This window comes from Devosia alba (genome assembly GCF_039938915.1).
In the GTDB taxonomy this organism is placed as follows: Bacteria; Pseudomonadota; Alphaproteobacteria; order Rhizobiales; family Devosiaceae; genus Devosia; species Devosia alba.
Window position 1 is genome coordinate 301,551 of record NZ_JBDUUI010000003.1, and the last position, 26,425, is coordinate 327,975.

At 63.1% G+C, this 26,425-nt stretch carries 24 protein-coding genes and 1 other RNA gene; 3 read left to right on the forward strand and 22 right to left on the reverse strand.

The features are described 5' to 3' along the window. The first annotated feature begins 9 nt into the window (after positions 1-9). Complete coding sequence (locus ABFY71_RS06670) at positions 10-645, forward strand: LysE family translocator (protein WP_347945233.1); 636 nt, start codon at positions 10-12, stop codon at positions 643-645. Positions 646-716: 71 nt separating this feature from the next. On the opposite strand, the gene ftsA is transcribed toward ABFY71_RS06670, so the two are convergent. The 13 genes from ftsA to rsmH form a co-directional block, all read right to left on the reverse strand. Beyond that, a complete protein-coding gene (gene ftsA, locus ABFY71_RS06675; RefSeq protein ID WP_347945234.1) occupies positions 717-2,030 on the reverse strand; it encodes a cell division protein FtsA in 1,314 nt (437 codons plus the stop codon). Beyond that, complete coding sequence (locus ABFY71_RS06680) at positions 2,027-3,019, reverse strand: cell division protein FtsQ/DivIB (RefSeq protein ID WP_347945235.1); 993 nt, start codon at positions 3,017-3,019, stop codon at positions 2,027-2,029. Before ABFY71_RS06680 ends, ftsA begins: the two co-directional genes overlap by 4 nt. After that, on the reverse strand, positions 3,007-3,927 hold the full coding sequence (locus ABFY71_RS06685; RefSeq protein ID WP_347945236.1) for a D-alanine--D-alanine ligase: 921 nt from the start codon (positions 3,925-3,927) through the stop codon (positions 3,007-3,009). The genes ABFY71_RS06680 and ABFY71_RS06685 overlap by 13 nt, the downstream gene beginning before the upstream one ends. Before the next feature lie 172 nt (positions 3,928-4,099). Then, positions 4,100-5,077, reverse strand: a complete 978-nt coding sequence (gene murB / locus ABFY71_RS06690; protein ID WP_347945237.1) for a UDP-N-acetylmuramate dehydrogenase — start codon at positions 5,075-5,077, stop codon at positions 4,100-4,102. Continuing rightward, positions 5,074-6,492 (reverse strand): UDP-N-acetylmuramate--L-alanine ligase, encoded by a 1,419-nt coding sequence (gene murC, locus ABFY71_RS06695; RefSeq protein WP_347945238.1) that lies wholly within the window; start codon positions 6,490-6,492, stop codon positions 5,074-5,076. Before murC ends, murB begins: the two co-directional genes overlap by 4 nt. Then, complete coding sequence (gene murG, locus ABFY71_RS06700; protein ID WP_347945239.1) at positions 6,489-7,598, reverse strand: undecaprenyldiphospho-muramoylpentapeptide beta-N-acetylglucosaminyltransferase; 1,110 nt, start codon at positions 7,596-7,598, stop codon at positions 6,489-6,491. The genes murC and murG overlap by 4 nt, the downstream gene beginning before the upstream one ends. Next, positions 7,595-8,764, reverse strand: coding sequence for an FtsW/RodA/SpoVE family cell cycle protein (locus ABFY71_RS06705; protein ID WP_305580565.1), 1,170 nt, complete (start codon positions 8,762-8,764; stop codon positions 7,595-7,597). Before ABFY71_RS06705 ends, murG begins: the two co-directional genes overlap by 4 nt. 123 nt (positions 8,765-8,887) lie before the next feature. Then, positions 8,888-9,973 (reverse strand): phospho-N-acetylmuramoyl-pentapeptide-transferase, encoded by a 1,086-nt coding sequence (mraY, locus tag ABFY71_RS06710; protein WP_305580559.1) that lies wholly within the window; start codon positions 9,971-9,973, stop codon positions 8,888-8,890. A 27-nt stretch (positions 9,974-10,000) separates the two neighbouring features. After that, a complete protein-coding gene (locus tag ABFY71_RS06715; RefSeq protein WP_347945240.1) occupies positions 10,001-11,392 on the reverse strand; it encodes a UDP-N-acetylmuramoyl-tripeptide--D-alanyl-D-alanine ligase in 1,392 nt (463 codons plus the stop codon). A 154-nt stretch (positions 11,393-11,546) separates the two neighbouring features. Further along, positions 11,547-12,983 (reverse strand): UDP-N-acetylmuramoyl-L-alanyl-D-glutamate--2,6-diaminopimelate ligase, encoded by a 1,437-nt coding sequence (locus ABFY71_RS06720; RefSeq protein WP_431021512.1) that lies wholly within the window; start codon positions 12,981-12,983, stop codon positions 11,547-11,549. A gap of 30 nt (positions 12,984-13,013) precedes the next feature. Continuing rightward, complete coding sequence (locus ABFY71_RS06725) at positions 13,014-14,723, reverse strand: peptidoglycan D,D-transpeptidase FtsI family protein (protein WP_347945243.1); 1,710 nt, start codon at positions 14,721-14,723, stop codon at positions 13,014-13,016. Then, a complete protein-coding gene (gene ftsL, locus ABFY71_RS06730; RefSeq protein ID WP_347945244.1) occupies positions 14,723-15,106 on the reverse strand; it encodes a cell division protein FtsL in 384 nt (127 codons plus the stop codon). Before ftsL ends, ABFY71_RS06725 begins: the two co-directional genes overlap by 1 nt. Further along, positions 15,103-16,101: a 16S rRNA (cytosine(1402)-N(4))-methyltransferase RsmH gene (rsmH, locus tag ABFY71_RS06735; RefSeq protein WP_347945245.1), complete on the reverse strand. Its 999-nt coding sequence runs from the start codon at positions 16,099-16,101 to the stop codon at positions 15,103-15,105. Before rsmH ends, ftsL begins: the two co-directional genes overlap by 4 nt. A 268-nt stretch (positions 16,102-16,369) precedes the next feature. Between rsmH and ABFY71_RS06740 the strand changes: the two genes are divergently transcribed. Beyond that, positions 16,370-16,759 carry a type II toxin-antitoxin system RelE/ParE family toxin gene (locus ABFY71_RS06740; protein WP_347945246.1) on the forward strand — a complete coding sequence of 130 codons (390 nt, stop codon included), beginning with the start codon at positions 16,370-16,372 and terminating at the stop codon, positions 16,757-16,759. Then, positions 16,740-17,114: a helix-turn-helix domain-containing protein gene (locus ABFY71_RS06745; protein WP_347945247.1), complete on the forward strand. Its 375-nt coding sequence runs from the start codon at positions 16,740-16,742 to the stop codon at positions 17,112-17,114. Before ABFY71_RS06740 ends, ABFY71_RS06745 begins: the two co-directional genes overlap by 20 nt. 54 nt (positions 17,115-17,168) lie before the next feature. Here the strand turns inward: ABFY71_RS06745 and ABFY71_RS06750 are convergent, their stop codons facing one another. From ABFY71_RS06750 to rarD, 9 genes are all read right to left on the reverse strand, one after another. Beyond that, positions 17,169-18,449, reverse strand: a complete 1,281-nt coding sequence (locus ABFY71_RS06750) for a saccharopine dehydrogenase family protein (protein WP_347945248.1) — start codon at positions 18,447-18,449, stop codon at positions 17,169-17,171. Positions 18,450-18,491: 42 nt separating this feature from the next. Then, entirely contained in the window at positions 18,492-19,592 is a 1,101-nt protein-coding gene (locus ABFY71_RS06755; protein WP_347945249.1) for a carboxynorspermidine decarboxylase, read from the reverse strand. A gap of 143 nt (positions 19,593-19,735) precedes the next feature. Next, an RNA gene (gene rnpB, locus ABFY71_RS06760) (RNase P RNA component class A) lies at positions 19,736-20,121 on the reverse strand. Between the two features lie 44 nt (positions 20,122-20,165). Continuing rightward, positions 20,166-20,879, reverse strand: a complete 714-nt coding sequence (locus ABFY71_RS06765; RefSeq protein WP_347945250.1) for a TerB family tellurite resistance protein — start codon at positions 20,877-20,879, stop codon at positions 20,166-20,168. 155 nt (positions 20,880-21,034) lie between these two features. Next, positions 21,035-21,874, reverse strand: a complete 840-nt coding sequence (locus ABFY71_RS06770; RefSeq protein WP_347945251.1) for a hypothetical protein — start codon at positions 21,872-21,874, stop codon at positions 21,035-21,037. A 202-nt stretch (positions 21,875-22,076) separates the two neighbouring features. After that, positions 22,077-23,057 carry a methylenetetrahydrofolate reductase [NAD(P)H] gene (metF, locus tag ABFY71_RS06775; protein WP_347945252.1) on the reverse strand — a complete coding sequence of 327 codons (981 nt, stop codon included), beginning with the start codon at positions 23,055-23,057 and terminating at the stop codon, positions 22,077-22,079. After that, positions 23,057-24,022: an ArsR/SmtB family transcription factor gene (locus ABFY71_RS06780; RefSeq protein ID WP_347945253.1), complete on the reverse strand. Its 966-nt coding sequence runs from the start codon at positions 24,020-24,022 to the stop codon at positions 23,057-23,059. Before ABFY71_RS06780 ends, metF begins: the two co-directional genes overlap by 1 nt. 152 nt (positions 24,023-24,174) lie before the next feature. Further along, positions 24,175-25,305: a DUF2336 domain-containing protein gene (locus tag ABFY71_RS06785; RefSeq protein WP_347945254.1), complete on the reverse strand. Its 1,131-nt coding sequence runs from the start codon at positions 25,303-25,305 to the stop codon at positions 24,175-24,177. A 147-nt stretch (positions 25,306-25,452) separates the two neighbouring features. Further along, positions 25,453-26,415 carry an EamA family transporter RarD gene (gene rarD, locus ABFY71_RS06790; protein WP_347945255.1) on the reverse strand — a complete coding sequence of 321 codons (963 nt, stop codon included), beginning with the start codon at positions 26,413-26,415 and terminating at the stop codon, positions 25,453-25,455. Between the last annotated feature and the right edge of the window lie 10 nt (positions 26,416-26,425).

Below are 26,425 nucleotides of genomic sequence, written 5' to 3' on the forward strand. Positions count from 1 at the left end.
GTCATCCCCATGCTCGAAGCCTTTCTTGCCGCCTGGATCGGCGTCGCCCTCGCCCAGGCGTCGCCGGGCCCCAATATGATGGCTGTGGCAGCCGTCGCTCTGGGACAGGGGCGCAAGGCGGCATTGCTGGTGGTGACCGGCATTGGCACCGGCACCCTGGTCTGGGCCGCAGCAGTCTCATTCGGGCTGGGCGCGCTGTTCGCCGCCTTCCCGCTGCTGCTGACCGCGCTCAAATTCGCCGGCGGGTTGTATCTGGTGTTCATCGCCGGCAAGTCACTGCGGACCATCTTTTCCGGCGGGGCCACCGCCGTGACCGGGACCACAGCGCCGCTGAATGATCTTGCGGCTTGGCGCCGTGGCTTCTTCGTGGTGATGACCAACCCCAAGGCCGTCCTGATGTGGTCGGCCCTGGCCACGTTTCTGTTCGGTGCGGGCCTGAGCAAAATTCAGGTCCTGGCCTTCGGCCCACTCGTGGCGCTGTCGGCGATGATCATCTACGGCGCCTACGGCCTGTTGTTCTCCACCGGCATGGCGATGCGCACCTATAGCCGCTTCTGGCGTGGCATTGAGGCCGCGTTCGGGCTGGCCTTCGGCGCCTTGGGCGCGACGCTGCTGGTCTGGGGCATCCGCGATCTGCGTGGCTAGAACGTTTTCAGCAAAGGCGACCAACCAAAGACCCGGAGCAGGTCGCCGTTTCAGCGAAACGGTAAAGTGCTTTAGAAGCTGGTGCGCAACCAGTTGCCGACGCGGGCAAAGTAGCCGTCAGTGCCGATCAGCTTGCGGCTGTTGCGTGGTTCGGCATATTCCTTGGCGCAGACCTGCGGATAGATCAGCATGCCCGCCACGGTGGCGAAGGCAGCGCCCTTGGCCATTTCAGGCAGGCCGGCAATGCCCATTGGCCGCCCCATGCGCACATTGCGCGCCAGCGTGCGGCGGGCCACTTCGGTCAGCCCGGTCATTTCGCTGGCCCCGCCGGTCATCACAAAGCGCCGTCCGCAGACATCCATCATGCCGGTAGCCTGCATGCGGTCGCGAATGGCCGTCAGAATTTCCTCGATGCGCGGCCGCATGATGCGGGTCAGCACCGAACGGGCCACCTGCCCCGGCGCCTCGTCATGGCTGGCGCCCACCGGCTGGATCGGGATCAGGTCGCGCTCGTCGGCCTGCCCGGGCAGCACCGAGCCGTAAAAGGTCTTGAGCCGCTCGGCATCAGCCACGCTGACCGAGAGCTGGCGGGCAATGTCGAGTGTCAGATGATGGCCGCCAATGGCAATGGCGTCGACATAGACCAGATGACCTTCATTGAAGACCGAAACCGTGGTGGTGGCGCCACCAAAATCGATGCAGGCCACGCCCAGCTTGGCTTCGTCATCCACCAGCGTGGCCAGACCCGAGGCATAGGGGGTGGCGATCAGCGCCTCGATCTGCAAATGGCAGCGATGCAGTACCAGCTCGAGATTGCGCATCGCCAGGGTTTCCGAGCTGACCACGGCGACGTCGACGCCCAGCTTGTCGCCCACCATCCCCTTGGGGTCGCGAATGCCCTTCTGGCCGTCAATCGCGTAACCGATCGGCAACGCGTGAATGATCGAGCGCTCCGGCCGCACCGAGCGTTCATTGACCGCCCGCAGCACGCGGCGGATATCGGCCTCTTCAACCTCCTGCCCGTCCAGCGACACGGCGGCCGAAAATGTCTCCGAGCCCAGCCGGCCCGCCGTGACATTGACGATCACGGTTTCCAGCGTCAGCCCGGCAGAACGCTCGGCCATGCCCACCACCGAGCGGATGGTCTGCTCGGCCTTTTCGATATCGGTGACCACGCCGCTCTTGACGCCCGCCGAGGGGCCATAGCCAAAGCCGATCACCTGCGCCTGGTGCGTCCGGCCCTTGAGCGCCTTGCCCTCGGGGCGCGGGGTCAACCGCGCAATCACGCAGCACACCTTGGTCGAGCCAATGTCGAGCACGGCCACCAGCGTCGTCTTGCCGGGTTGCACGGGGCGCAACCGGGAGGTCATGGCATCGGTCATCATTGCGGAATGTTCGGTTGGGGGAGGGTTTCGGAGGGTAGATTGCGTGGCGGGAGCGGATAGGGCTCAGGCGAACGGGCCCGTTCGAGAATGGCGGCTTGCCGCTCTTCCTCGTCCTTGGCCAGTTCCTCTTCGGTCTTGGTCGGACGCACCGCCACCAGGCCCGCGACGCGCAGGTCGACAATGGTCACGTCCCGGTCCAGCAATTGATAATCGGCCTGGTAACTCACGAGATGGCGCAGCGCACCGGCAACCCCCAATTCGGGCAATTGCACGCGCAGGCCGCTATCATAGATCATGTCCCAGCGCCGATCGGCGATGCGCGACAGCGCCACCAGACCGTCCTTGAGGGTGGGATATTGGTCGAGCGCCCTTATCATCACCAGGGCGTCGTCATTGGCGCCATCCCCCACCACCAGCGGCAGGTCGCCATAGGCGCCGTGATCTTCGCCAATCTGCTCGCCGCTGTCATCGACCACAAAGGTGATGCCATCAACGCGCCAGCGGGCCACCGGCAGCTTTTCGGTGACCGAGACCAGCACGTCGCCCGGAAAACCCTTGCGCACGCTGACCGAGGCAATGGCGGGCAGTTCGGCAATGCGCTGGCGGGCGGCCTCGACGTCGAACCCGACCGTGGACGTGTGCGGTTCAACGCCCAGGGCGTCAAAAATGGCCTGTTCACTGGTCAGTGTCTGGCCGGTAATGGAAATCTCGCCAATCGCCATGCCGGCATCGGCGAAGCGGTTCTGCACCACTCCGACGAGGCCCATCGCCCCCCCGGCGATCGGTTCGCGCAATTGGGTCAGCGTGGCGACACTGGCAACCAATCCGGCAATGAGCAGCCCGCGCCTGATCAGCGTGTGGTGCAAGACCCAGACCCGACCGAGATTATTGGCCAGTTTGCGGCGGGGCGACCGGACCGGCACAGGCAATGCACGGGGATCGACAATCCGCGCTCCAGCGAGAAACGTCTCGCTCTTTACCTGTTGCAACTCGCGTCCTCCACCATCCAGGCGACCAGTTCTTCAAACGAGTGTCCGGCGTGCAAAGCCTGCTCTGGCACCAGCGAGGTTTCGGTCATGCCCGGCTGGGTATTGATTTCCAGACAGACCAGTTCGCCATCTTCGCCCGCCGCATCATTGTAGCGGAAGTCGCAGCGCGTCACGCCACGGCAACCGAGTGCCGCATGGGCGGCAAGGCTCAACTGTTGCACTTTGTCGTAAATTTTCGGTTTCAGCTGCGCCGGAATGATGTGGGTCGAGCCGCCCTTGGCATATTTGGCTTCGTAGTTGTAGAAGCCCGCCTCGATCACGATTTCGGTGACGCCCAGCGCCACATCGCCCATCACCGAACAGGTCAGCTCGCGCCCCGGGATGTAGCGCTCCACCATCAGCTGTTCGCCCGAATTCCAGTCTTCGCGCAGGATTTCCTGCGGCGGATGACTGGTGCCGGACTTGACGATGAACACGCCAAAACTCGACCCGTCGGCAATCGGCTTGATCACATAGGGCGGCGCCATGACATGGCCGCGCCCGGCTTCGCCTCTGGACACGATGACGTGATCGGTTACCGGCACGCCTGCCGCCTTCATCACGATCTTGGCCTGGTGCTTGTCCATGGCCAGGGCCGAGGCCAGCACGCCCGAATGGGTATAGGGAATGCCCAGCAGTTCGAGCACCCCCTGCATCATGCCGCTCTCGCCAAACGGCCCATGCAGCGCATTGAACGCCACATCGGGTTTCAGCTCGCTGAGCACATTGGCGATGTCACGCCCGACATCGACTTCGGTGACCTCGTAGCCCGCCCGGCGCAGCGCCGCAGCGCACTCCCGGCCCGAACTCAGCGAAACCGGCCGTTCATTGGACCAGCCGCCCATCAGGACGGCGACGTGCTTGCTCATGGGGTCGTCCGATCTGTGTTGGCCAAGAAAGACCCCCCACCCTTGATCCCTCCCCACAAGGGGGAGGGAGACGAGGGAGCCGCAGACTCAGGTGCTTGTTGCAATCCCGGAGCAGGCTTCCCTCCCCCTTGTGGGGAGGGAGTGAGGGTGGGGGGCGCGATGTCCGAAACCATCACACTGCCCCCGTAAAGACGTCGCCATCCAGAAATTCGCGTACTTGCTTGCCCGGCAGGAAATGCCCCATGCGGCGGATTTCCCACTGCAATGCAATGCCGGAGGTCGCACGAACCTTGTTGCGCACCGTCTCGCCCAGCGTTTCAATGTCGTGCGCGCTGGCGTCATCGACATTGAGCAGGAAATTGGCGTGCAGTTCACTCATCTGCGCGCCGCCCACCCGCAGCCCGCGGCACCCGGCCGCATCGATCAGCTTCCAGCTCGAATGGCCCTCGGGGTTCTTGAAGGTGGAGCCGCCCGTCCTGGATTTGGTCGGCTGGCTGGCTTCGCGCTTTTCGGTAATCTCGCGCATCTGGCCGAGGATTTCCTCGGGCTCACCGGCAAAGCCCTGATACACCGCCGAAACAAATACCGCGCCGCGCGGTCCATTCGAGTGGCGATAATGATAATCCATCTCGGCATTGGACAGCGTAATGATCTCGCCCTGCCGCGTCACGGCACGCAGCTCAACCATGCGGTCGCGCGTCTCGGTGCCATAGCAGCCTGCATTCATGTACAGCGCCCCGCCAATGCCGCCGGGAATGCCCCGGTAAAAGCTCAGCCCGTCAATGCCCGCTTCGGCCGCCGCAGTCGCCACCCTGACGTCGGGCACCGCCACGCCGGCGCGGATCTGGTGATTGTCCAGGAGCTCGATCTGGCCGAACCCCTTGCCCGAGAGCCGGATCACCACGCCATCCAGCCCGCCATCGCGGATCAGCAGGTTCGAGCCCAGACCAATCACCGTGACGCGGATATCGGCGGGCAGGTTCTTCAGGAAAAACGCCAGATCGGCCTCATCGGCGGGCGTGAACAACAGCTGCGCCGGCCCGCCAACGCGGAACCAGGTGATCTCGCTCAGCGGCTGATTGGGGATCAACCGACCGCGCACCTCGCCAATCCAGGGCTGTAATTGCGCAATGAGGTCGGGATAGCTCACGGAACGTCCTCGCCGAGCAGCGCGGCCAGTTCCCCCGGCAGCGCCGCCGCCCACTGGGTAATATTGCCTGCCCCTAGACACACGACATAGTCGCCATCGGCGGCGCGGCTGGCCAGCAGCGGCGCCAGCGCCTCGGGCCGGTCAATCACCCGCGCATCGCGGTGTCCGCGCGCCAGAATGCGGCTGACCAGTTCTTCATGGCTGACGCCTTCGATAGCCTGTTCGCCCGCCGCATAGACTGGAGCGACGATGACCGTATCGGCGTCGTTAAAGCAGGCCGAGAAGTCGTCGAACAGATCGCGCAGGCGCGTATAGCGGTGCGGCTGCACCACGGCGATCACGTCGCGCCGGGTGGATTCGCGCGCGGCCTTGAGTGCCGCGCCAATTTCCACCGGGTGATGGCCATAGTCGTCAATGATGGTAATGCCGCCGACCACGCCCGTACGGGTAAAGCGGCGCTTGACGCCGGTAAAGCCCTTGAGCCCCAGGCGAATGGCCTCGGCGGGCACATGCAACTGGTCGGCCACCGCGATGGCCGCCGTGGCGTTGAGCGCATTGTGCACCCCCGGCATCGGCAGTTCCAGCCCGTCGATCCGCAATTGCGTCATGCGGATACGGTCGCGGATTTCCACTGCGAAATGGCTGACGCCATCAATGGTTTCCAGATCCACCAGCCGCACATCGGCCTGCGGGTTCTGCCCATAGGTGATGACCCGGCGATCCTTGATCTCACCCACCAGCGCCTGCACTTCGGGGTGATCGAGGCACATCACGGCAAAGCCATAAAACGGCACGTTCTCGACGAACTGGTGAAACGCCTTCCGCACGCCCTCAAAGCTGCCATAGTGGTCCAGATGCTCGGGATCAATATTGGTGATGACAGCGACGTCGGCGGGCAATTTGACAAAGGTGCCGTCGCTCTCGTCGGCTTCCACCACCATCCATTCCCCGGCACCCAGCCGCGCATTGGTGCCATAGGCGTTGATGATGCCGCCATTGATCACCGTCGGATCAAGATTGCCGGCGTCGAGCAGCGCCGCCACCAGCGTGGTGGTCGTCGTCTTGCCATGCGTGCCGCCAATCGCAATGGCAGTCTTGAAGCGCATGATTTCGGCCAGCATTTCGGCCCGGCGCACAATCGGCAGCTGTCGGGCGCGCGCCGCCACCAGTTCGGGATTGTCGCGCTTGATCGCCGAGGACACCACCACCACTTCGGCGGCGCCCAGATTGTCGCCGCTCTGGCCGATCATCACGCTGATGCCCATATCGCGCAGGCGCTGCACATTGGGGTTCACCGCCGCATCCGAGCCCTGCACGGTATAGCCCTGATTGTGCAAGATTTCGGCGATGCCGCTCATGCCGATGCCACCAATGCCGATGAAGTGGACGGGGCCGATATTGCGAGGCATTTTCATCGCGCGTCTTCCAATAGGTTCTTGCCCGAGAGCATTTCGGCGAGATCCGCCAGTTTCTCGACCGCGCGCGGTTGGCCCAGTGAACGGGCGGCTTCTGCGGCAGTGCGGAGTGATGCGGGATCCGTTAACAGTTCCGTGAGCCGACTGCCAAGCGATTGCGGCGACAGCGTGGCCTGCTCGGCCACCCAGCCGCCACCGGCTGCCGCCATCACCATGGCATTGTTCTTCTGATCGGCATCAATGGCGCCCGGCAAGGGCACCAGAATGGCCGGGCGCCCCAGCACGGTCAGTTCGGCAATGGTCGAGGCGCCCGAGCGCCCGATTACTAGGTGAGCCTGCGCCATGCGCTCGGGCAGGTCGGTAAAGAACGCCGCCAGTTCAACATTGATCTTGGCGCGGCGATAGACCTCGGCCACGCGATCGAGATCCTCGGCGCGGCACTGCTGCACGATCTGCAGCCGGGGTCGCAGCGTCTCGGGCAGGCCGGCAATCGCCACTGGCACGATATCGGAGATCGCCTTGGCGCCCTGGCTGCCGCCGAACACCACGATACGGATTGGCCCGGTCTTGCTCAGTGCCGGATAGGGGGCACGCGCGGCCGCCCGAACCTGGTCGCGCACCGGATTGCCGGTCAGCACCTGCTCCAGCGCTTGTCCATCGGCAAATCGGGTGTTGGCAAAGCTCAGCGCAAGCATATCGGCAAACCGCGCCAGCGCCCGGTTGGCCCGCCCCATCACCGCGTTCTGCTCGTGCAGAATGCCCGGAATGCCCAGCAGGCTGGCGGCCACGAAGGGCGGAAAGGTCGGATAGCCGCCAAAGCCGATTACGCAATCGGGCTTGCTCTTGTTGAGCAGGCCGAACGCCACGGCAATGCCGCGCAGAATGGTAATCCCGCCGGTGACGAACTTGATCGGATTGCGCAGCGAGGGCGTGGCCGATGGCACGACGTGGATCGCCGCGGCCGGGAAATCGCCGCCATAGCTGTCGACCCGATGGTCGGTCATCAGTTCCACGGCATGGCCGCGCCGCATCAGTTCCTGCGCCAGCGCCATGGCCGGAAACAGATGTCCGCCCGAGCCCCCGGCCATCAGCATGAACTTGGTCATTCTGCTGGTGCCAGCGGCGCGATGGCACTTCTGAAGCTGGGCAGGCCGGTGGCCATGCGCTCTTCGGGCTTGATACGGGTAAAGGCCAGCATCAGTCCCATGCCGAAGGCCACCGCAATCATCGAGGTACCGCCATAAGAGACAAAGGGCAGCGTCATGCCCTTGGGGGGGATCAGGTTCAAATTCACCGCCAGATTGATGCCGGACTGCATGGCAAACTGAATGGCCAATGTGGAGGCAGCAAGGCGGGCGAACAGACTGCTCTGCCGCTGCGCCCCCAGCATGGCGCGAATGACGATAAAGGCGATCAACGCGACCAGCACCAGGCAGAACAATATCCCGAACTCGCCCGCAGCCGCCGAAAACACATAGTCCGAATGGGCGTCGGGGATCAGCTTCTTGGCCTGTGATTCACCCGGGCCCCGGCCAAACCAGCCGCCCTCGAGCAGGGACTGCAGCGCCCGGTCGATCTGGTAGGTATTGCCGCCGCCATCGGGATTGAGAAAGGTGTCGATGCGCCTGGAAAAATGCGGGAAGAACAGATAGGCGCCAAACAGCAGCGCCCCGGCCACACCCGCCAGGCCAAAAATGATGAACCAGGAAATGCCGCTGAGAAACAGCAGCACGGCCCAGGTGCCCAACACCAGCGCCGTCTGCCCGATATCGGGCTGCAGCAACAGCCCGACCACAATAATCAGCATCATGGCCGTCGCCAGGATCTTGCCCGGCACGTTGCGGTGGATCATCGATTCCGAAAACAGCCAGGCGCTGAGCACGGCGAAGGCCGGCTTGACAAATTCGGAAGGCTGCACGGATTGCCCGGCAAAGGAAATCCAGCGCCGCGCGCCCTTGACCTCGGTGCCGAAGCGCAAGGTGGCCCACATCAACACCACGCTGACCACCAGGGTCACGAGGACCGCTAGGCGCGCCTGACGATGGTTGAGCAGGGAAGTGACCAGCATGACCGGCAGGGCGACGATGCAGAACATGGCGTGGCGCAGCACGAAATGCCATTCCGACAGGCCAATACGCTCGGCCACCGGCGGGCTGGCGGCAAAGCTGAGCACCATGCCGCAGGTCATCAGCAGGACCAGCGCACCCAGCAGTTCCCGGTCAATCGACCACCACCACTCCGCCAAGGGGGTTTTTTCGGCACGGGAAAACATCATGGGAAAAGCCGGCTACTCGATACAAACTACATTCAATTGTAGCAGGCCGATGGTTACCGATTTCCCAATCGTTCTTGCGTTTTGCAACTCCGAGGCATCGAAATCGTGCCGGGGCGCGCCCTAACGCAACTTGAGCGTGCTCAACCCGATCAGCGCCAGCACGAAACTGATGATCCAGAAGCGGATCACCACCTGGCTCTCGGTCCAGCCAAGATGCTCAAAATGATGATGAATTGGCGCCATGCGGAACACCCGCTTGCCGGTCAGGCGGAACGACACCACCTGCACGATCACCGACACGGTTTCGAGCACGAACAGCCCGCCAACAATCGCCAGCACGATTTCGTGTTTGGTCGCCACGGCAATTGAGCCAAGCGCGCCGCCCAGGGCGAGCGAACCGGTATCGCCCATGAAAATCTGCGCCGGCGGGGCGTTGAACCACAAAAATCCCAGCCCCGCCCCGATCAGAGCGCCACACACCACCGCCAGCTCGCCAGTGCCGGGCACGTAATTGAGCAGCAGGTAATCGGAGAAATTCACGCTACCCACGAGATAGGCGATCAGCGCAAAACAGGCGGCAGCCACCATGACCGGCACGATGGCCAGCCCATCCAGCCCGTCGGTCAGATTCACCGAATTGCCCGCCGCCACCACCACAAAGCCGCCGAACAGAATGTAGAAATAGCCCAGGTTGAGCGCCAGGTCCTTGACGAAGGGGAACAGCAGCGAATTGCTGTAGACGCCCGAGTTGAGCTGGGAAATGGCAAAGGCCGCGATGGCCGCGATCACCGCTTCCAGCAGCAGTCGCTGGCCGCCGCCAAAGCCCTTGTGGCTCATGCGCTTGACCTTGAGATAGTCGTCGTAAAAGCCGATGGCGCCAAAGCCCAGCGTGACGAACAGCACCACCCAGACATAACCATTGCCCAGATTGGCCCACAGCAGGGTCGAAATCACCGCGCCCGACAGGATCATCAGGCCGCCCATGGTGGGCGTGCCCTTCTTGGTCAGCAGGTGTCCGGCCGGACCATCTTCGCGGATCGGCTGCCCGGTCTGCTGCTTCAGACGCAGCAGGGCAATCATGCCCGGACCGAACATGAACACGAAGAACATCGCCGTTATCACCGCACCAGCCGTGCGGAAGGTGATGTAGCGGAAGACGTTGAAGGCCGTTAGCGTGTCACCCAGCTGGCCGAGAAAATACAACATGAAAGGCAGGGTCCTGGTTGGCTGGGATCAGTTGAGAGCGAACTGTTTGACAATGTGGTCAATGATGGTCGACAGCCCCACGCCGTTGGACCCTTTGACCATAACTGCGTCGCCATAGGCAAGGTTATTGCGCAGTATGGGCGCCATCTCCGACGCCGTTGCTGTGTGTGCACTCACGCGGTCGCGCCCCAACGCCTCGGCCAGGGCGCCCATGGCCTCGCCCACCAGATAGATCTGCTCGGCGCCCGAGGCGCGCACCGCATCAGCCAGACTGGCATGCAGTGCTGCCGACTGCGCACCGAGCTCCAGCATATCGCCCAGCACCACCACCTTTCGGCCCTGCGGCGCCACCTGGGTGGTGAAGACGTCGAGCGCCGCTTTCATCGAAGCGGTATTGGCATTGTAGCTTTCATCAATCAGCAGCAGCGGCTTGTCGACCGGCCCCAGAACCTGCCGCAGGCCCCTGCCCGCCTGCAGCCCGAAGCCGGCCAGCGCCCGCAGGGCAACCGCGATCTCGACCCCGGCCTGATAGGCCACGGCCAGCGCCGCCGTCGCATTTGCCACCATGTGGCGGCCCGGTACATTCAGCACCAGGCCGTGACGCACGTCGTTGTGGATAATGGTGGCAAAGCTCCTGTCGGCGGCCGTCTCGACATCAAGGATCTGCCAGTCGGTGCCGCGTGCCTCGCCATAGGTGACGATATTGCTCACCCCGGCGGCCAGCGCCTCCTCGAGCAGCACCGCCAATTGCGGGTGATCGGCATTGATCACCGCCGTGCCGCCCGGCTCCAGCCCGGCAAAGATCTCCGCCTTGGCGCGGGCAATGCCATCAAGCGAGCCGAAGGCTTCCAGATGCGCCGCGGCCACCGTGGTAATGACGGTAATATGCGGCCGCACCAATTGCGCCAGCGGGCGGATTTCCTCGGGCCCGCTCATGCCCATTTCAAACACCCCGAACTGGGCACCCTCGGGCAGTCGCGCCAGCATCAGCGGCACGCCCCAGTGATTGTTGAAGCTCTTGATCGAGGCATGGGTTTCCCCTGCCGCCTCGAACACCACCCGGATGGCTTCCTTGGTTGTGGTCTTGCCCACGCTGCCCGTCACGCCCACGATGACGGCGCGGCTGCGCGCCCGGGCCGCCCGCGCCAGATCGCGCAAACCGTCCAGCGCATTTTCCACCACAATGCGCCTGTCGCCACGGCCCCGGCTCACCAGCGCGGCGACCGCGCCATTCGCCAGCGCCTGCTCAACGAAATCATGCCCATCAAACCGGTCGCCCTTGATGGCGACAAACAGCGCGTCGGGCCCCAATTCGCGGGAATCAATGGAGATCGAACCGATAGGCGTGGCCGGCACAAGGTCCGTGCTCCCACCCGTGGCGGCAAGGATCTCGGCAATGGTGTAGAGGGGCTGCGTCATCAGATCCGTCCAGGCACGCGATGCAGCACCTCCCCCTCGACGGGGGAGGTTGCGAGGGGGTGGCGGTCACGCACCATGGTCAGAGCGCGCGAGCTCCCCTCCCCAACCCTCCCCGCCAGGGGGCGGGTGTCAAATCGAGCGCGTGGCAATAATCCTACCCCTTGATTGCCGCAGCCACGACCTCATGGTCGGAGAAATGATGCTTGGTGGTGCCCACGATCTGGTAATCCTCGTGGCCCTTGCCGGCAATCAGTAGGACATCACCTTTCTTCAGCGCCTTGATCGCCGTGGTAATGGCCTCGCGGCGGTCGCCGATCTCGGTAGCGCCCTTGGCTGTCGCCATGATTTCCGCCCGGATGGCATTGGCATCTTCAGTGCGTGGATTGTCATCGGTGACGATGACCACATCGGCCATGCGCGCGGCAACTTCGCCCATCATGGGTCGCTTGCCCTTGTCGCGGTCGCCGCCAGCGCCGAACACCACATGCAGCTTGCCTTTGGCATAGGGTCGCAGCGCCGCCAGCGCGGCTTCCAGCGCCACCGGCTTGTGCGAATAATCGATAAAGATCGCCGCGCCATTATGCTCGGCCACCAGTTCAAGCCGCCCCTTGGCGCCCACCAGTTCGCTCAGGGCCGGGAAGGCATCGGATTTGTCGACGCCCGTCGACATGGCGAGCGCCGCCGCCACAATGGCGTTGGACACCTGAAATTCGCCGGTCAGCGGCAGATGGAAGCTGAGTTTTTCCCCGACATGGCGCACTTCGACGCGCTGCCCATAGCCTTCGGGCTCGATTGAAAGCACTTCGATATAGGCGCCTTCACGGCCCACGGTCAGCAGGGTTGCGCCCGCGCTGAGGGCGGCAAACATGAAGGGCTCGTATTCGGGGTCATCAACATTGACCACTGCCGGGCCGCTATCCACCAGCAGATCGGTGAACAGCCGCAGCTTGGCATCGCGATAGGCATCCATATCGGCGTGATAGTCGAGATGATCCCGGCTCAGATTGGTGAAGGCCACCGCTTCAAAATGCATGCCGTCGAGCCGGCGCTGGTCAAGTCCATGGCTCGACGCTTCGATCGCCACGTGATCAATCCCCTGCGCCTTGAGCGCCCGCATCGACTGGTGCAGCGTCCGCGAATCCGGCGTGGTGTGCATGCCCTCGATCAGTCGCGTCGCCGTCTCCACGCCCAGCGTGCCGATGCTGGCGCCGGGGACCCCGGCATGGCTCCAAATCTGGCGCACGAACGAGGCCACCGAGGTCTTGCCATTGGTGCCGGTGACCGCCACGGTAATTTCGGGCTGCGGTTCAAACACGCGCGAGGCGGCCCTGGCATAGGAAGCCCGCACATCCTTGACGATAATGACCGGCACCCCAGGATCGCCCACCGGAGCCACATCGCTGATGATCGCCAGCGCGCCGCGCCGGACGGCCTCGGCGACAAACTGGTTGCCATGCACCTTGGCGCCCGGCAGGGCAAAAAAGATGTCACCCGGCTCAATGCGCCGGCTGTCCGAATTGAGGCCAAAGACTGCACCCAGACCCTTTTTGGGGCGGGCGCCGGAGCCTTCGAGCAGTTGCGTTACGCTTATTGACACGGGGACAAACCCTTCTGGATCGATCTATCGGATGGCGGGAGGAACAAGGTTTTCATCGAGAATTTCGGCAAAATCAGGAGCAACGCCCAGCATGGGAGCGACACGCTGCACGATACGGCCAGTAACGGTGCCGGCATTCCAGCCAGCGGTGGTGCCCTGTTGTGCATTTTCGGCCTTGGGCTCGTCTACCATGATGATCATCGCATAACGGGGGTTATCAAGAGGAAAAGCCGAGCCGAAGAAATTGGTGACCTTGCTGGACGAATAGCGCCCATCGACCACTTTTTCGGCCGTGCCGGTCTTGCCGCCAACGCGGTAGCCCAGCGCCGCCTTGTTCATTTGCGAGCCCGAGCCCTCGAGCGCGTTCAGCCGCATCAGATAGCGGACTTCATCGCTGGCTTGGGGGCTGATAACGCGGCGATACTGCGCCTGCGCCGTCGCAAGGTCACGCTTGTAGAGCGTGGGAGCAATATAATTGCCGCCGTTCACAAAGGCCGCATAGGCCGTGACCATATGCAGCGGCGACACCGACAGCCCATGGCCAAACGAAGCCGTGGCGGCGCCAACCTCGGACAGTTCCTTGGGCACCGTCGGCAGCCGCATTTCCGGCAGTTCGAACGGCACGCGGGTGTCCAACCCGATACGGGTCAGGAAAGCGCGGAAATTGTCCTTGCCCATGGCCTGCATGACGCGGATCGTGCCGATATTGGAGGAGTATTTGTACACTTCCGGCAGGCTCAGAATGCGGTGCTTGCCATGAAAATCGTCGATCGTGTAGCGGCCGAACCGAATCCCGAACCGCGCATCAAAACTGTCGGTGATCCTGACCGCGCCGCTGTCGAGCGCGCCGGCCATGGTGACGGTCTTGAAGATTGAGCCCGGCTCGAAAATGCCTGCCGTGATCCGGTTGAAACTGTCCTTGACCAGCGCGGTGGCCGGCTGGTTGGGATCAAAATCGGGCAGCGACGCCAGCGCGATGACTTCCCCGGTATGGATGTCCAGCATCACCCCCGCCGCCGCAATCGCTGAATAGCGCTGCAAGGCGTCAACCAGTTGCTCGTGCATCACATGTTGCACGCGCATGTCCACGCTCAGATCCACCGGAGTGAGCGCATTGCCGCGCGCCAGCCCCAGATCCTGCAGCAGCGCAATGTCTTCGCCATCCATGTGCCGCTCGATGCCGGCAATGCCGCGATTGTCGATATTGGTCGACCCCAGAATATGGGAGGCCTCATTCATGCCCGGATAGAAGCGCTTGGACTCGGTGATGAAGTCAATGCCGGGAATGCCCAGCCGCATCACCCGCTCCTGAATGGCCGGGCTGAGTTCGCGTTGCACCCAGACGAAGCCCTGCTCGCCGGTCAGCCGCTCGCGCAGCCAGTCCGCGCTCAGATCGGGCAGCACGGTGCGCAATTTGCGTACGGCTTCCGGCACATCGATGATGCGACGCGGCTCGGCAAACAGCGATGGCACGCGGATGTCGACGGCCATTTCCAGGCCATTGCGGTCCAGGATCGGCGGTCGCGTCGCGGTAATCACATCACGCGCCTGGCCTTCAATGGCGGAGTCGGTTTCAACCAGCCCCAATTGCACCAGCCGCCCGCCCACCAGGCCAAAGCCCAGCACCAGCGCCAGGATCATCCAGCGGATGCGCGCCTGGGTGAGATTGCCGCGCACCTTGCGGGCGCCATCCAGTGCTATGGTCGGGGCGTGTCCGTCTGCGGTGATGGCCATTACTCGATCCCCTCCAGTTCCAGGATCGCATCGATCGGGTCGATACCCGCCTCCAGCGCGGTAAACAGGGAATCCATCGCCGCGCTGTTCGGCTTGGCCGGCCGCATCGGCAAATCGGCAAACGAGCCGAACTGCTCCTGGCGCACCGGAGCAATATCCAGCGCCATCGCATGCCGCTCGACGATCGGGGCGATATGGCCCGGCTGGCTGAGCACCGCCTCGTCGGCCTTCAGCAGGGACAGAGTGCCCTGCTGGCTGTCGATCTGGGCAATCAGCGCCGCGCGTTCATTGGCGGTGTTCTCAATGGCGAATTTGAGCGTGTAGACCCCGGCCAGCATCAGCACGCTGGTAAAGATCAAAATGATGTTGAGGTTGCGGATCATGCTTCGCGCACCTTGGGCACGCTCAGACCACTCAGGCTCACCGGCCGCGCCTCGATTGCCGAGCGCGTCGCGGCGCGCAGGATGGCCGAGCGGGCGCGCGGATTGCGCCCCAGTTCAGCCGCGCCGGACTTGCGCGCCTTGGCCACCTCGACCCAGCGCCGCGGCTCGCCCACCACTTGCGGCAGGTGTCGCGACTGGGCCGGGCCGCCCTTGTCGGGATCAAGGAAGCGCTTGACGATACGGTCTTCCAGCGAATGGAAGCTCACCACCGCCAGGCGGCCGCCCTCGCCCAGCAGGCGCTCGGCGGCAAACAGCGCGCCGACCAATTGCTCGAACTCGGCATTGACCGCAATGCGCAGCGCCTGGAACGAGCGGGTCGCCGGATGGGCGTCGCCGGGTTTGCGGCCAATGGCCTTTTCGATGATGCGCGCCAGCTCCAGCGTGCTCTGGATCGGTGCCGTCTCGCGCGCCGCCGTGATGAACTGGGCAATGCGGCGCGATTTCCGCTCCTCGCCAAAGGCATAGAGCAGATTGGCCAATTGCTCGGTTTCCAATCCATTGACCAGATCGGCGGCGCTCTCGCCCGCCCCGCTCATCCGCATGTCGAGTGGCCCGTCGCGCATGAAGGAAAAGCCGCGCTCGGCCTGGTCGAGCTGCATCGAGGACACCCCGATATCGAGCACCACCCCGTCAATCGGCGCATGCGCCGCGGCCAGCGTGTCCAGTTCGGAAAAGGTGCCGGGGACGAAAATAAAGCGGTCGCCGAATTCGGCAGCCAGCGCATCGGCAAACGGTCGCACGCTGGGATCACGGTCAATGCCGATGACGGTGGCCCCCGCCTCCAGCAGGGCGCGCGAATAACCCCCGGCGCCAAAGGTGCCGTCGACAATGCGCTTGCCGTCAAGCGGAGCAAAGGTAGCCAGAACCTCGCCCAGCAGGACGGGGCGATGCGGGCCAGCCTGCTCACTGGTTTCGGGCATGGAACGCTTGCCCATAAAGGTCACTACTCCGCTACCAGCGCAACATGCCGGTTCGTAAACTTGCCCCTACATTGCATCACGACGTTTAAGATTCTGTTTCCCATGTGGGGGTTGGTGGGGGAATTTGGGAGAAGCATGGCACTGACAAAATCAACTATTGCAGGCTTATGCCAAAACTGGCATATTGTACGAATGGGGCCTGAATGTATCTCAGGCGCCGAGCTGGTCTGGAGATGGAAAGTAATGACACCTCTGGTCAGACGCGTTTTGAGGGCATTTCCACATGAAGCCCACACACTTTGTCGGATCCAGCCTTGCTGACCTGAAAACCTTCCCGACCAATGTCCTGCGTGAGGTTGGTTTTGCCCTGCACCAGGCCGACCACGGCGAAAAATCGCTACATGCAACGCCACTTGTCGGCTTCGGAGGTGCAGGCGTCCTGGAAGTCGCTGCCAATGCTGACGGCAATACCTACCGCGCGGTCTATACCGTCCGCCTGAGCGAAGCAGTTTTCGTGTTGCACTGCTTTCAGAAGAAATCAAAGGCCGGCATCGCCACGCCGGCCAAGGAAATGGATCTGGTGCGCAAGCGCCTCAAGGACGCCGAACGCGTCAACGATGAACTTCGGCGCCGAAGGATACAGGAGAACCAGCATGAAAAACCGTCAGGATAAGCAGACAGAGGGCATCGTTACCTTTGGGACAGGTGACGTATTCGCGGACCTGGGCCTTGAGCTCTCGCCCGAGGAACGTATCAAGCTTCTCATCGCGCGGCAGATATCGCGCGCCATCACCGAGCGTGACATGACGCAGGTCGAGGCCGCTGACGTGTTGGAGATCGACCAGGCCAAAATCTCCAACCTGACGCGCGGTCGGATTGCCGGCTTCAGCGTCGAGCGCCTGATGAAATTCGTCGCCGCCCTGGGCTGGGACATTGATATCGAGATGCGGCCAAGCGGCAAGGCGCGCGGTAGCGTTCGCGTCCACTCTGCGGACAAACCTCTGGACGAAGAAAAACTCCTGGCCTGAAACCAAAAAAACAGCCGGGGTCTCCCCCGGCCGCCATCTCATTGCCGCTCGCGCTTACGCCCGGGTCTTGGCCTGCTGCAGCTCACTGCGGAACTCGGCCGGATCGAACGCCCGGTCGCCCCTGGCGTCGCGCAGGCGGGTGGGCAAGCCCATCTGGCCGATCAGCTCGATGAACGGCAGCGGCGGCAGTTCTTCGATATTGGCCATCTGGTGGCAGTCCCACATGCCCTTGGCGATCAGGATTGCCGCAGCCACCACCGGCACCCCGGCCGTATAGGAAATCGCCTGGCTATTGGTTTCGGCAAAGGTCTCTTCATGGTCGCAGATATTGTAGATCAGCAATTCGACCGTTTCGCCGTCGCGCTGACCCACGATCAGATCGCCGATAAAGGTCTTGCCGCTATAGTGGGGTGCCAGTGACACCGGATCGGGCAAGACCGCCTTGACCACCTTGAGCGGCACGATCTCGACGCCCTCGGCCGTGATGACCGGTTGTTCCGAGAGCAGGCCGAGCTTGTTGAGCACGGTGAACACATTGATGTAGTGGTCGCCAAACCCCATCCAGAAGCGGATATCGGGCACATCGAGATTGGCCGAAAGCGAGTGAATCTCGTCATGGCCGGTCAGATAGGTCTTTTGACTGCCCACGACCGGCAGATCATCGGTGCGGTCCACCTCGAACATGGCATTGGCGGTCCACTGGCGATCCTGCCAGCTCCACACCGTGCCGGTGAATTCGCGGAAATTGATTTCGGGGTCAAAATTGGTGGCAAAATACCGCCCATGGCTGCCCGCATTGACGTCGATAATATCGATGCTGGCGATGGAGTCGAAATAGTGCCGCGCCGCCAGGGCCGCATAGGCATTGACCACGCCCGGATCGAACCCGGCGCCCAGAATGGCGGTAACGCCCTTGCGCTCGCAGGTATCACGGTGCTTCCACTCGTAATTGCCATACCAGGGCGGCGTCTCGCAGATCTTGCCGGGTTCTTCGTGAATAGCGGTGTCGATATAGGCCGCACCGGTCTCGATACAGGCAGCCAGCACGCTCATATTGAGAAAGGCCGAGCCGGCATTGATGACGATCTGGCTGCCGGTATGCTCGATCAGCGCCTTGGTGGCAGCGACGTCGAGCGCGTCCAGTTGATGGGCCGCCAGCACGCCGGGGCGCTTGAGCACCTTCTTGTGCAGAATGGCGCCAATGATCGCCTCGCATTTGCTCATGGTGCGCGACGCAATATGGATGTCGCCGAGCACATCATTGTGCATGGCTGACTTAAAGGCGGCGACCTGCGCCACACCTCCGGCACCGATAATCAGAACGTTCTTTTTCAATTGACACGAAACACCTGTTCAGGGGGATGGATCAGCGCTCTATCAGGAGAGGCTGGCGACGTAGTCAGCATAGTCGAACGCGCGAATGCTCTCGATACTGCCGTTTTTGCGACGAATGGCGATTGTAGGCATTCCCACGCCATTGAACCAGTTTTTCTTGACCATGGTGTAGCCACCCGCATCAAGTAGCGAAATCCGATCGCCAACCGCCAGCGGTTCGGGGAAGGAAAACTCGCCGAACACGTCACCGGCGAGACATGATTTGCCCGCCACCACATAGCGATGCGGCCCCGCATCCGGCGCAATCGCTGCGCTCTCGCGATAGACCAGCAGGTCAAGCATATGGGCTTCAACGGCGCTGTCGACAATGGCGATCGATTTCTCGTTGTCGATGATGTCGAGCACGCTGACCTCCAGCGTGGTGGTATTGCTGACCACGGTATTGCCTGGTTCGAGATAGACCTGCACACCGAATTTCTCGGCAAAGGCCTTCAACCGCGCCGCCAGCACCGCAAGTGGGTAGTCCGGCTGGGTGAAAAGAATGCCGCCGCCCAGGCTGACCCAATCCACTCTTGCCAGCAGTCCACCCACCCGCGCCTCGATCTCGTCGAGCAGCGCCGAAAATGACTCCACTGAGTCATTCTCGCAATTGCAGTGCAGCATCAGGCCCGACACCCGGTCCATCACGCTTTCAATGCGCGCCAGATCGATCTCGCCCAGCCGGCTGAATGGTCGCGCCGGATCGGCCAGGTCGAAATGGGAATGGCTGACGCCCGGATTGATCCGCAGGCCGATCGGCAGATGGCTCGCCTTGTCGCCAAAGCGCTCCAGCTGGTTGACCGAATTGAAGATGATCTTGTCGGCATTGGCGATCACCGCATCGATTTCACCATCGGCATAGGCCACCGAATAGGCATGGGTTTCCCCGCCAAACTTCTCCCGGCCCAACTGTACTTCATACAGCGAGGACGAGGTGCTGCCATCCATGTGCGGCGCGATCTGGGCAAAGGTCGACCAGGTGGCAAAGGCCTTCAGCGCCAGCACGCATTTGGCGCCCGATGCCGCCCGCAACTCGTCAATTCGCGCCAGATTGGCCGCCAGCGCGGTCTCGTCGATCAGATAGAATGGGGTAGCCAGGGGCATCACGCGTACTGAACTCCATAGGCGGGTGCCCGCCGTAGGGTCGGCGGAATGCGGAGCGCACGGTGTATCGGCCCTCCCCCCCTGATGCAAGGGCCCGTACCGCTACCGCCCATGCAGCCAGCACATGAATAATCCGCAAGGTAAACGCCAGTTGACCTGTAAGCCGGGTTCTGTAGGGCCGCGTTGCCGCGACGTGGTGACCATTCATCTGCGACGCCTGTTGCCAGACGCCTCGTGCAACCAACCCGGATGATCTGGCCTCAAAACCGGCTGGGACCGAAGTCCCGCGTCATCCCTATTTGGTCTTGCTCCCGGTGGGGTTTACCGTGCGGTCTCCATTGCTGGACACCCGGTGCGCTCTTACCGCACCCTTTCACCCTTACCCCGGCATGCCGGGGCGGTTTCCTTTCTGTGGCACTTTCCCTGAGGTCGCCCTCGCCGGCCATTAACCGGCACCGTGTTTCGATGGAGCCCGGACTTTCCTCCAGCAGCAGGTTACCCCACTGCCAGCGGTCACCCGGTCAACTGGCCGACTGATGTAGAGAGCTATCGGGTACGCCGTCAAGCGCTGCGCTACACCGAACCCAGCAGGGGTTGCCGGACCGGCCGGATCACCGCCTGATAGGCCAGGTTGATCGCCTTCATGCGCGCCGTTGCCACATCAATCAGCTCTTCGGGCACGCCACGGGCAATCAGGCGGTCCGGATGATGCTCGGCCACCAGCAGACGATAGACGCGCTTGACCTCCTGATCGGGGGCATTGGGCGCCAGGCCCAGCACCGCATAGGGGTCGACGCCGGCCTCCAGCTGCACATGCTGGCTGGCCATCTGCTCGAAGCGCACCTCGTCAAAACCGAAGATTTCGCTGACCGAGCGGAGATAATCCAGCTCGGCTGGATGCACCATGCTGTCGGCCGTGGCGATAAAGAACAGGCTGTCGAGCACATGCTCAAGCGTTTCCGGGCTGTCGGCAAAAAACCGGCTGACCTTGCGCGCATAGGCGTCAAACCCGGCCACATCCTGCTTGGCCAGATTGAAGACCCGTGTCACCGCTTCTTCATTGCCCGCCGCAATTTCGACGGTGGCGCGGAAAGCGCGTTCCTCGGAGGCCGTCACGACGCCGTCAGCCACGGCCATTTTGGCAGCCAGCGCGATCAGCGCCAGCGTAAACGCCGCGTCCCGTCCGCCAGGCAGCCAATTGTCCGGATCAAGCGCATTGACCAGCGAGCCAGCCAGGCCCGTGCGCTGGCTGAACGATCCGACAAACTCGGAGAGTCGCTGCCACATTTCGGATTTTTCTTCAGGCTTGCGCATGCACATGAACACTGGAGCAGTGCCTTTCGGGAACGATGCGCCAGGGCGAAATTTCGCGCAATACGTACAGTAACGATAGCCACTCCGGCGCGCCCGGTCCACCGCCCTGCGCGCATGGCCGGTCTACCTCAATCGCCAAATGGAATGAACCATGGGTCAGCCGGACCAATCAGCCGGCCCCGGCGCGGCGCCCCATTGGGACCCTCATCGAGATAGAACCCGTCCGCATCATAGTCGGCGGCGACCTGCCCCGAACCCTGCCGACTGGCGAGAAATTCCGACAGCGGTCCGCTTTCCCAATCCTGCAGGTCGTTATAGGTCACCGCGGCACTGGAGCGGGGGTTGACGTCGGGCACCACGTCAATGGTCCGCGTGCGCGCCGTGTCCTCGACAATCAGCACGGGCTGCGGCCGCATCGAGAGCGGCATCGGCATGGGCGCGATGCTGGCGGGCGCGGTCTCGGCGGGCGTCAACGCGGCGACAGTCACCGGATCGATCACGGTGGTCTGCACCGGGGCCACAGGCGGTTGCGCCACGGCAACCGCATCGGCGCCGCCATTGGTGATGTAGCTGGGCAATGGCTTGCCGGCCTTGAGATAGTTGTCCACCACATCACCCTGTGGCGCGGCGGCAGTAGCTCTTGGCGGCGTTGTGGCGGCCGGCGCGGCGGCAACAGCGGGCGCAGCGGTCACTGGCGCCACACTGGGCGCCGGCTTGCTCGGCGCGATCGGCTGCGCTGCCACAGCGGTGGCGGCGGGCTTGGGCTGTGGCGCGGCAGGGCGTTGGCTCAGTGCCACCGGCACCGGGGCGACTGCAGCAATCGGCTCCATCATGGCGACCTGCGCCGGCCGCGCGTCGGCCCGGTCGCCCATCATCTGGCCCGACACGATATCGGCCAGCGGCACCCCGACGACCAGAACAGCCCCGGCCCAGGCCAGACCATTGGTAATGCGACGATCAATCTTCATGCTGTGACGTCCCGTATTGGCTTCGCCCCGGCAGCGAAGAAGCGCGATTTTCATGGCCATTTTATGAAGCTGGCCCGTATGCCAGCATTGCCACCCGTCAGCTGAACCGAAGCTGAATGACGCCGTTTGGGCGTCCAGTCTTAAGGGTCGAGCGCTGATGCCACCAGATTATGGTGAACACAAGGTTAATCGCGCGACCTGCTCATCCAGCCTGTCGCTGAAGCTGCGCGGTGCCATGGTCAGAACCGGCTGCACCGCTCCGCAATGGCAGCAGGCGCCCGTACTCATGGTCGGTCCGCCGACCCAGGATACGCGCCAGGGCCAGCGCCAGTGGCGAGCGGTTGTGGGTATAGATGTGAAATTCGGTCACCCCCGCGTCGAGCAGTTCGGTGACCTGCTCTGCCGCCACCGCCGACGCCACCAGCGCATGGGTTTCGGGCTCGTCATCCAGCCCTGCGAAACGCTCGGCCAGCCAGGCCGGGATCGACGTGCCGCACCGACCGGCAAAACTGGCGATCTGCTTGAAACTGTGGATCGGCTGGATGCCCGGCACGATCGGCGCGGTAATACCCGCCGCCCGCGCCCGCTCCACATAGCGCAGATAGTCACTATTGGAGAAGAACATCTGCGTAATGGCGCGGTCCGCCCCGGCATCGAGCTTGCGCTTGAGATTGTCGATCTCGACGGCCCAACTCTCGCTTTGCGGATGCTTTTCCGGATAGGCGGCCACCGAGATGTCGAAATCGCCAATCCGCTTGATGCCCGCCACCAGGTCGGCAGCGTTCTGATAGCCCTCGGGATGGGGCGTGAACGGCTGGCCAACCCCCTCTGGCGGGTCGCCACGCAGCGCCACGATGCGGTTGATCCCGGCATCCTGATAGCCGCGCACCACTGCATCGACCTCATCACGCGTCGCCCCGACACAGGTCAGATGCGCCGCCGCATCCACGCCCGTCTGCGCCTTGATCGAACTGACCATGCGCAGCGTCCGCTCGCGCGTCGTGCCGCCAGCGCCATAGGTCACCGACACAAAACGCGGCTTGAGCGGGGCCAGCTTGTGCACGCTGTCCCAGAACTTTTCCTCCATCGCGTCGGTCTTGGGCGGAAAAAATTCGAACGAAATCTGCAGCTCGGGACGCTGGTCTGCCGTCAGCCGGCTGGTGCGGGCAATATCGTCGATCATCAATTCTGCTCCGTTTTGATCTTGTCGCTGAGGCGCCACAGGCAGACCGTCAAACCACGTTCACTATTCTCACTGGGAAATTCTGCGACGGCCTGCACCGTCAGCCCGGCGGCTTCGGCCCAGTTGCTCATCTGCGCCCGCGACAGGCCGAGCCGGCGATGGGCATGTTCGCTGCGCAAGAACTCAAGTTCATGCGGGGCAAAGTCGACGATCAGCATGTCGCCACCAGGCGCCAGCAGCCGGCGCGCCTGTGCCAGCATACGGCCCGGATCGTCGAAATAATGCAGCACCTGGTGAATGACGATCACCTCAGCCGGCCCCATCGACACATCCAGATCACCAATATCGCCCAGCCGTACCTGGGCATGGCCAATCCCGGAACTGACCAGTCGCGCCCGGGCCACCGCCAGCATTTCCCGGCTGGAATCCAGCCCGATGCCGCGCGTGTACGATCCGGCCAGCAGTTCGAGCATGCGCCCGGTGCCGGTGCCCAGATCGATCAGCGTATCGACTTTGCGGCCGCCCAGCGCTGCCAGCACCGCTGCTTCCACCGCCTCTTCGGGCACCTGCAGCGTCTTCAGCAAGTCCCAGCTGCTGGCCACCGTGGCGAAATATTCGCTCGCCTGTGCCTGTTGCTGGGCCCGCACGGCGCTCTGTCGGGCGATGTCGCAACGCCGATCGGTATCGCTGTCATCAAGCCGGGCAATCAACCACTGTGCCAGCTCGGCGCCATCGCCCTGCTGCATCAGGCCGTAATAGGCCCAGGCCCCCTCGGCGTTGCGCCGCACCAGGCCAGCATCGGCCAGGAGCTTGAGATGGCGCGAAACGCGCGGCTGGCTCTGTCCCAGAATCTCGGTGAGATCCTTGACCGAGTGATCGCCATCAGCCAGCAGTGCCAACAGGCGCACGCGGGTCCCCTCACCCGCTGCCTTGAGCACACTCACCAATTCGGTCAATTCAGCCAATTCGATCTCCACACATCATATAAAGACATCTTTATATCTACTTTGATCTTCAGGTCCAGCAAGAACTTGCCCGCCCGTGGGACCAGCGACAAAAAACGCCACCCCCGGATGGACCCGAGGGTGGCGTATTGCCGTCAAAACTGTCGCCAGCGTCAGCCGTTGGCGGCCAGGCGATCTTCAGTCACGGCCCGCTTGCGGAACGAATGGGCCCGCCACAGCTCGAAGATCCCGGTGGCTTCTTCCTGCTCAAGGGCGGCAAACCGACTCGCCACCATCTTGATATCCTCAGGCGTCGGCATGTCGCGCCACGGCATGGTGGCAAAAATGGCCTCGAACAGATCGGGGCTCAGCCCTGCCGCCTTCAGCGCCACGGTCGCGGCAACATAGTCCTGCCCCGCCAGCCATTTGACGAACACTTCCGGCTTGACCTGCAGGCGAACCGTCAGCGCTGCTGCTGCGTGGTGGCCGTAGCCAAAGCGGGCAAAACGCGCCAGCGCCCGTTCATCGAGTTGCTTGCGATCGCTCAGCGCCTTGACCTGATTATAGGCCACCTTCCACTCATTGGCGGAGAAGCCGGCACGGTTGCGCATGCGGTTATAGACGACGGCATTGACCTTGCCGGCGGTGACCGGATCAACCCCGCGATTTGGCTGGCCCAGTGTTTCGAGCACCTTGCTGGCCACATCGTCGATTTCGCCGCGCAGCGAACGCCAGTCGATGTCGATGCGACCCCGCAGGTCGGCGGCAATATCGGCGTCCTTGGTCCCGCGTTCAACCAGCTTTTCCAGCGTTGCCCTGGGCAGCTCGGCCTTGGCATTGCGCACCAGACGCACCACCGAACCGGTCTCGCCATGGTCGACAATGGCCTCGCCAACCCGCCCCGCAACGGTAAAGCGGCTGGCAATCGCCTCGCGATGCAGGTCACTCTGGTGGGTAATGATGTCGATCAGATCGTCATCGGACAGCACATTGGAGAACTGCAGCAGCGGCCTGGCGACCTCGATATCGTCATTGGCCAGCTTGACCACCACTGTCCCGGGCGCCCGGTCGAGCTGGGCCAGCAGCGAGGCTACATGGGCCCGCGTCTCGACCTCGACGAATTCGGCAAGCTGGCACAAGACCTCGTCATATTGGGCCACCTGCTCGTCATCGCAACGATCTGACACATAGGTGAACAGCTCGGCCATATTGCGGAATAACTGCTCGCGTTCCGAATGGCTGGCCTCGCCATTTAAGGCACGAAAGCTGGAAAACGCCCGCTGTCCCTCGTCAAGCTCGCTCATGCTCATTCTCCCGGCTTCTGCCGTAACTTGGACACTCACGATGCACTGCCATGATGCTGCGGGCCCTGAAAATGCGCATGCGCAATTGATTCAAATTGTAACGACGCCCGTCAGTGCCCATCCCGCCCGGCTTACGGCGCCCTCCCTTCAGGCCACCGGCGCCACGACGGAACGCTTGCGCCGCGTAAAACTGTCATAGCTGAACACCATCAGCGACAGCCAGATCAGGGCGAAGCTGACCAGCCGCAAGCCGTTCAACTGCTCGCCAAACACATAGATGGCCAACAGGAACTGGATTGAGGGCGCCAGATACTGGAACATCCCCATTGTCGTCAGCCGCAGCCGCCGCACGGCAAACGCGAACAGCAGCAGCGGGATGGCCGTCGCCGGTCCGGTCAGGATCAGCAGCGTCAGATAATAGGGATCGGCATGAATGCCCGGCCCCGTCGTCGCGAAGGTGTAGATCATGAACCCCAGCGCCAATGGAGTCAGCATGGCCGTTTCGACGAACAGCCCGCTGGCCGGACCCAGTTGCGCGGTCTTGCGGAAATAGCCGTAAAAGCCGAATGACAGCGCCAGACCCAGCGCGATGAACGGCACATTGCCCAGTCCAATCGCCTGAATGAGAATGGCCACCAACGCCATCACGATTGCCACGGTCTGCAGCCGGTTCTGCCGCTCCCCCAGCAGCACCATGCCCATCGCCACGCTGACCATCGGATTGATGAAATAGCCAAAGCTGACTTCCAGCACCTGGCCCGTTTCCACCGCCCACACATAAAGCAGCCAATTGCCCGCCAGCAGCACTGCCGAGAGCAGCGTCCCCAGCGCCCGGCGCCGATCGCGGAACAGCGCCAGCACCGGGCCGTAGCCACTTCTGAACAGCAGGATGACACCCAGCAGCAGCAACGACCAGACCGTGCGCTCGGCCACGATCATCAGCGCGCCTGCAGCCTCGACCTGCCAGAACAGCAGCGGCAGAAAACCCCACAGCGTATAGGTCGCCAACGCAGCCAGCGCCCCGTTGCGGCCATCATGGATCGATAGGGTCGCCGGGGCGGCAATGGGCGCCGGCCCAATGGCCTGTGGGGCGGATTCGGGTAATGACATGGACGGAACT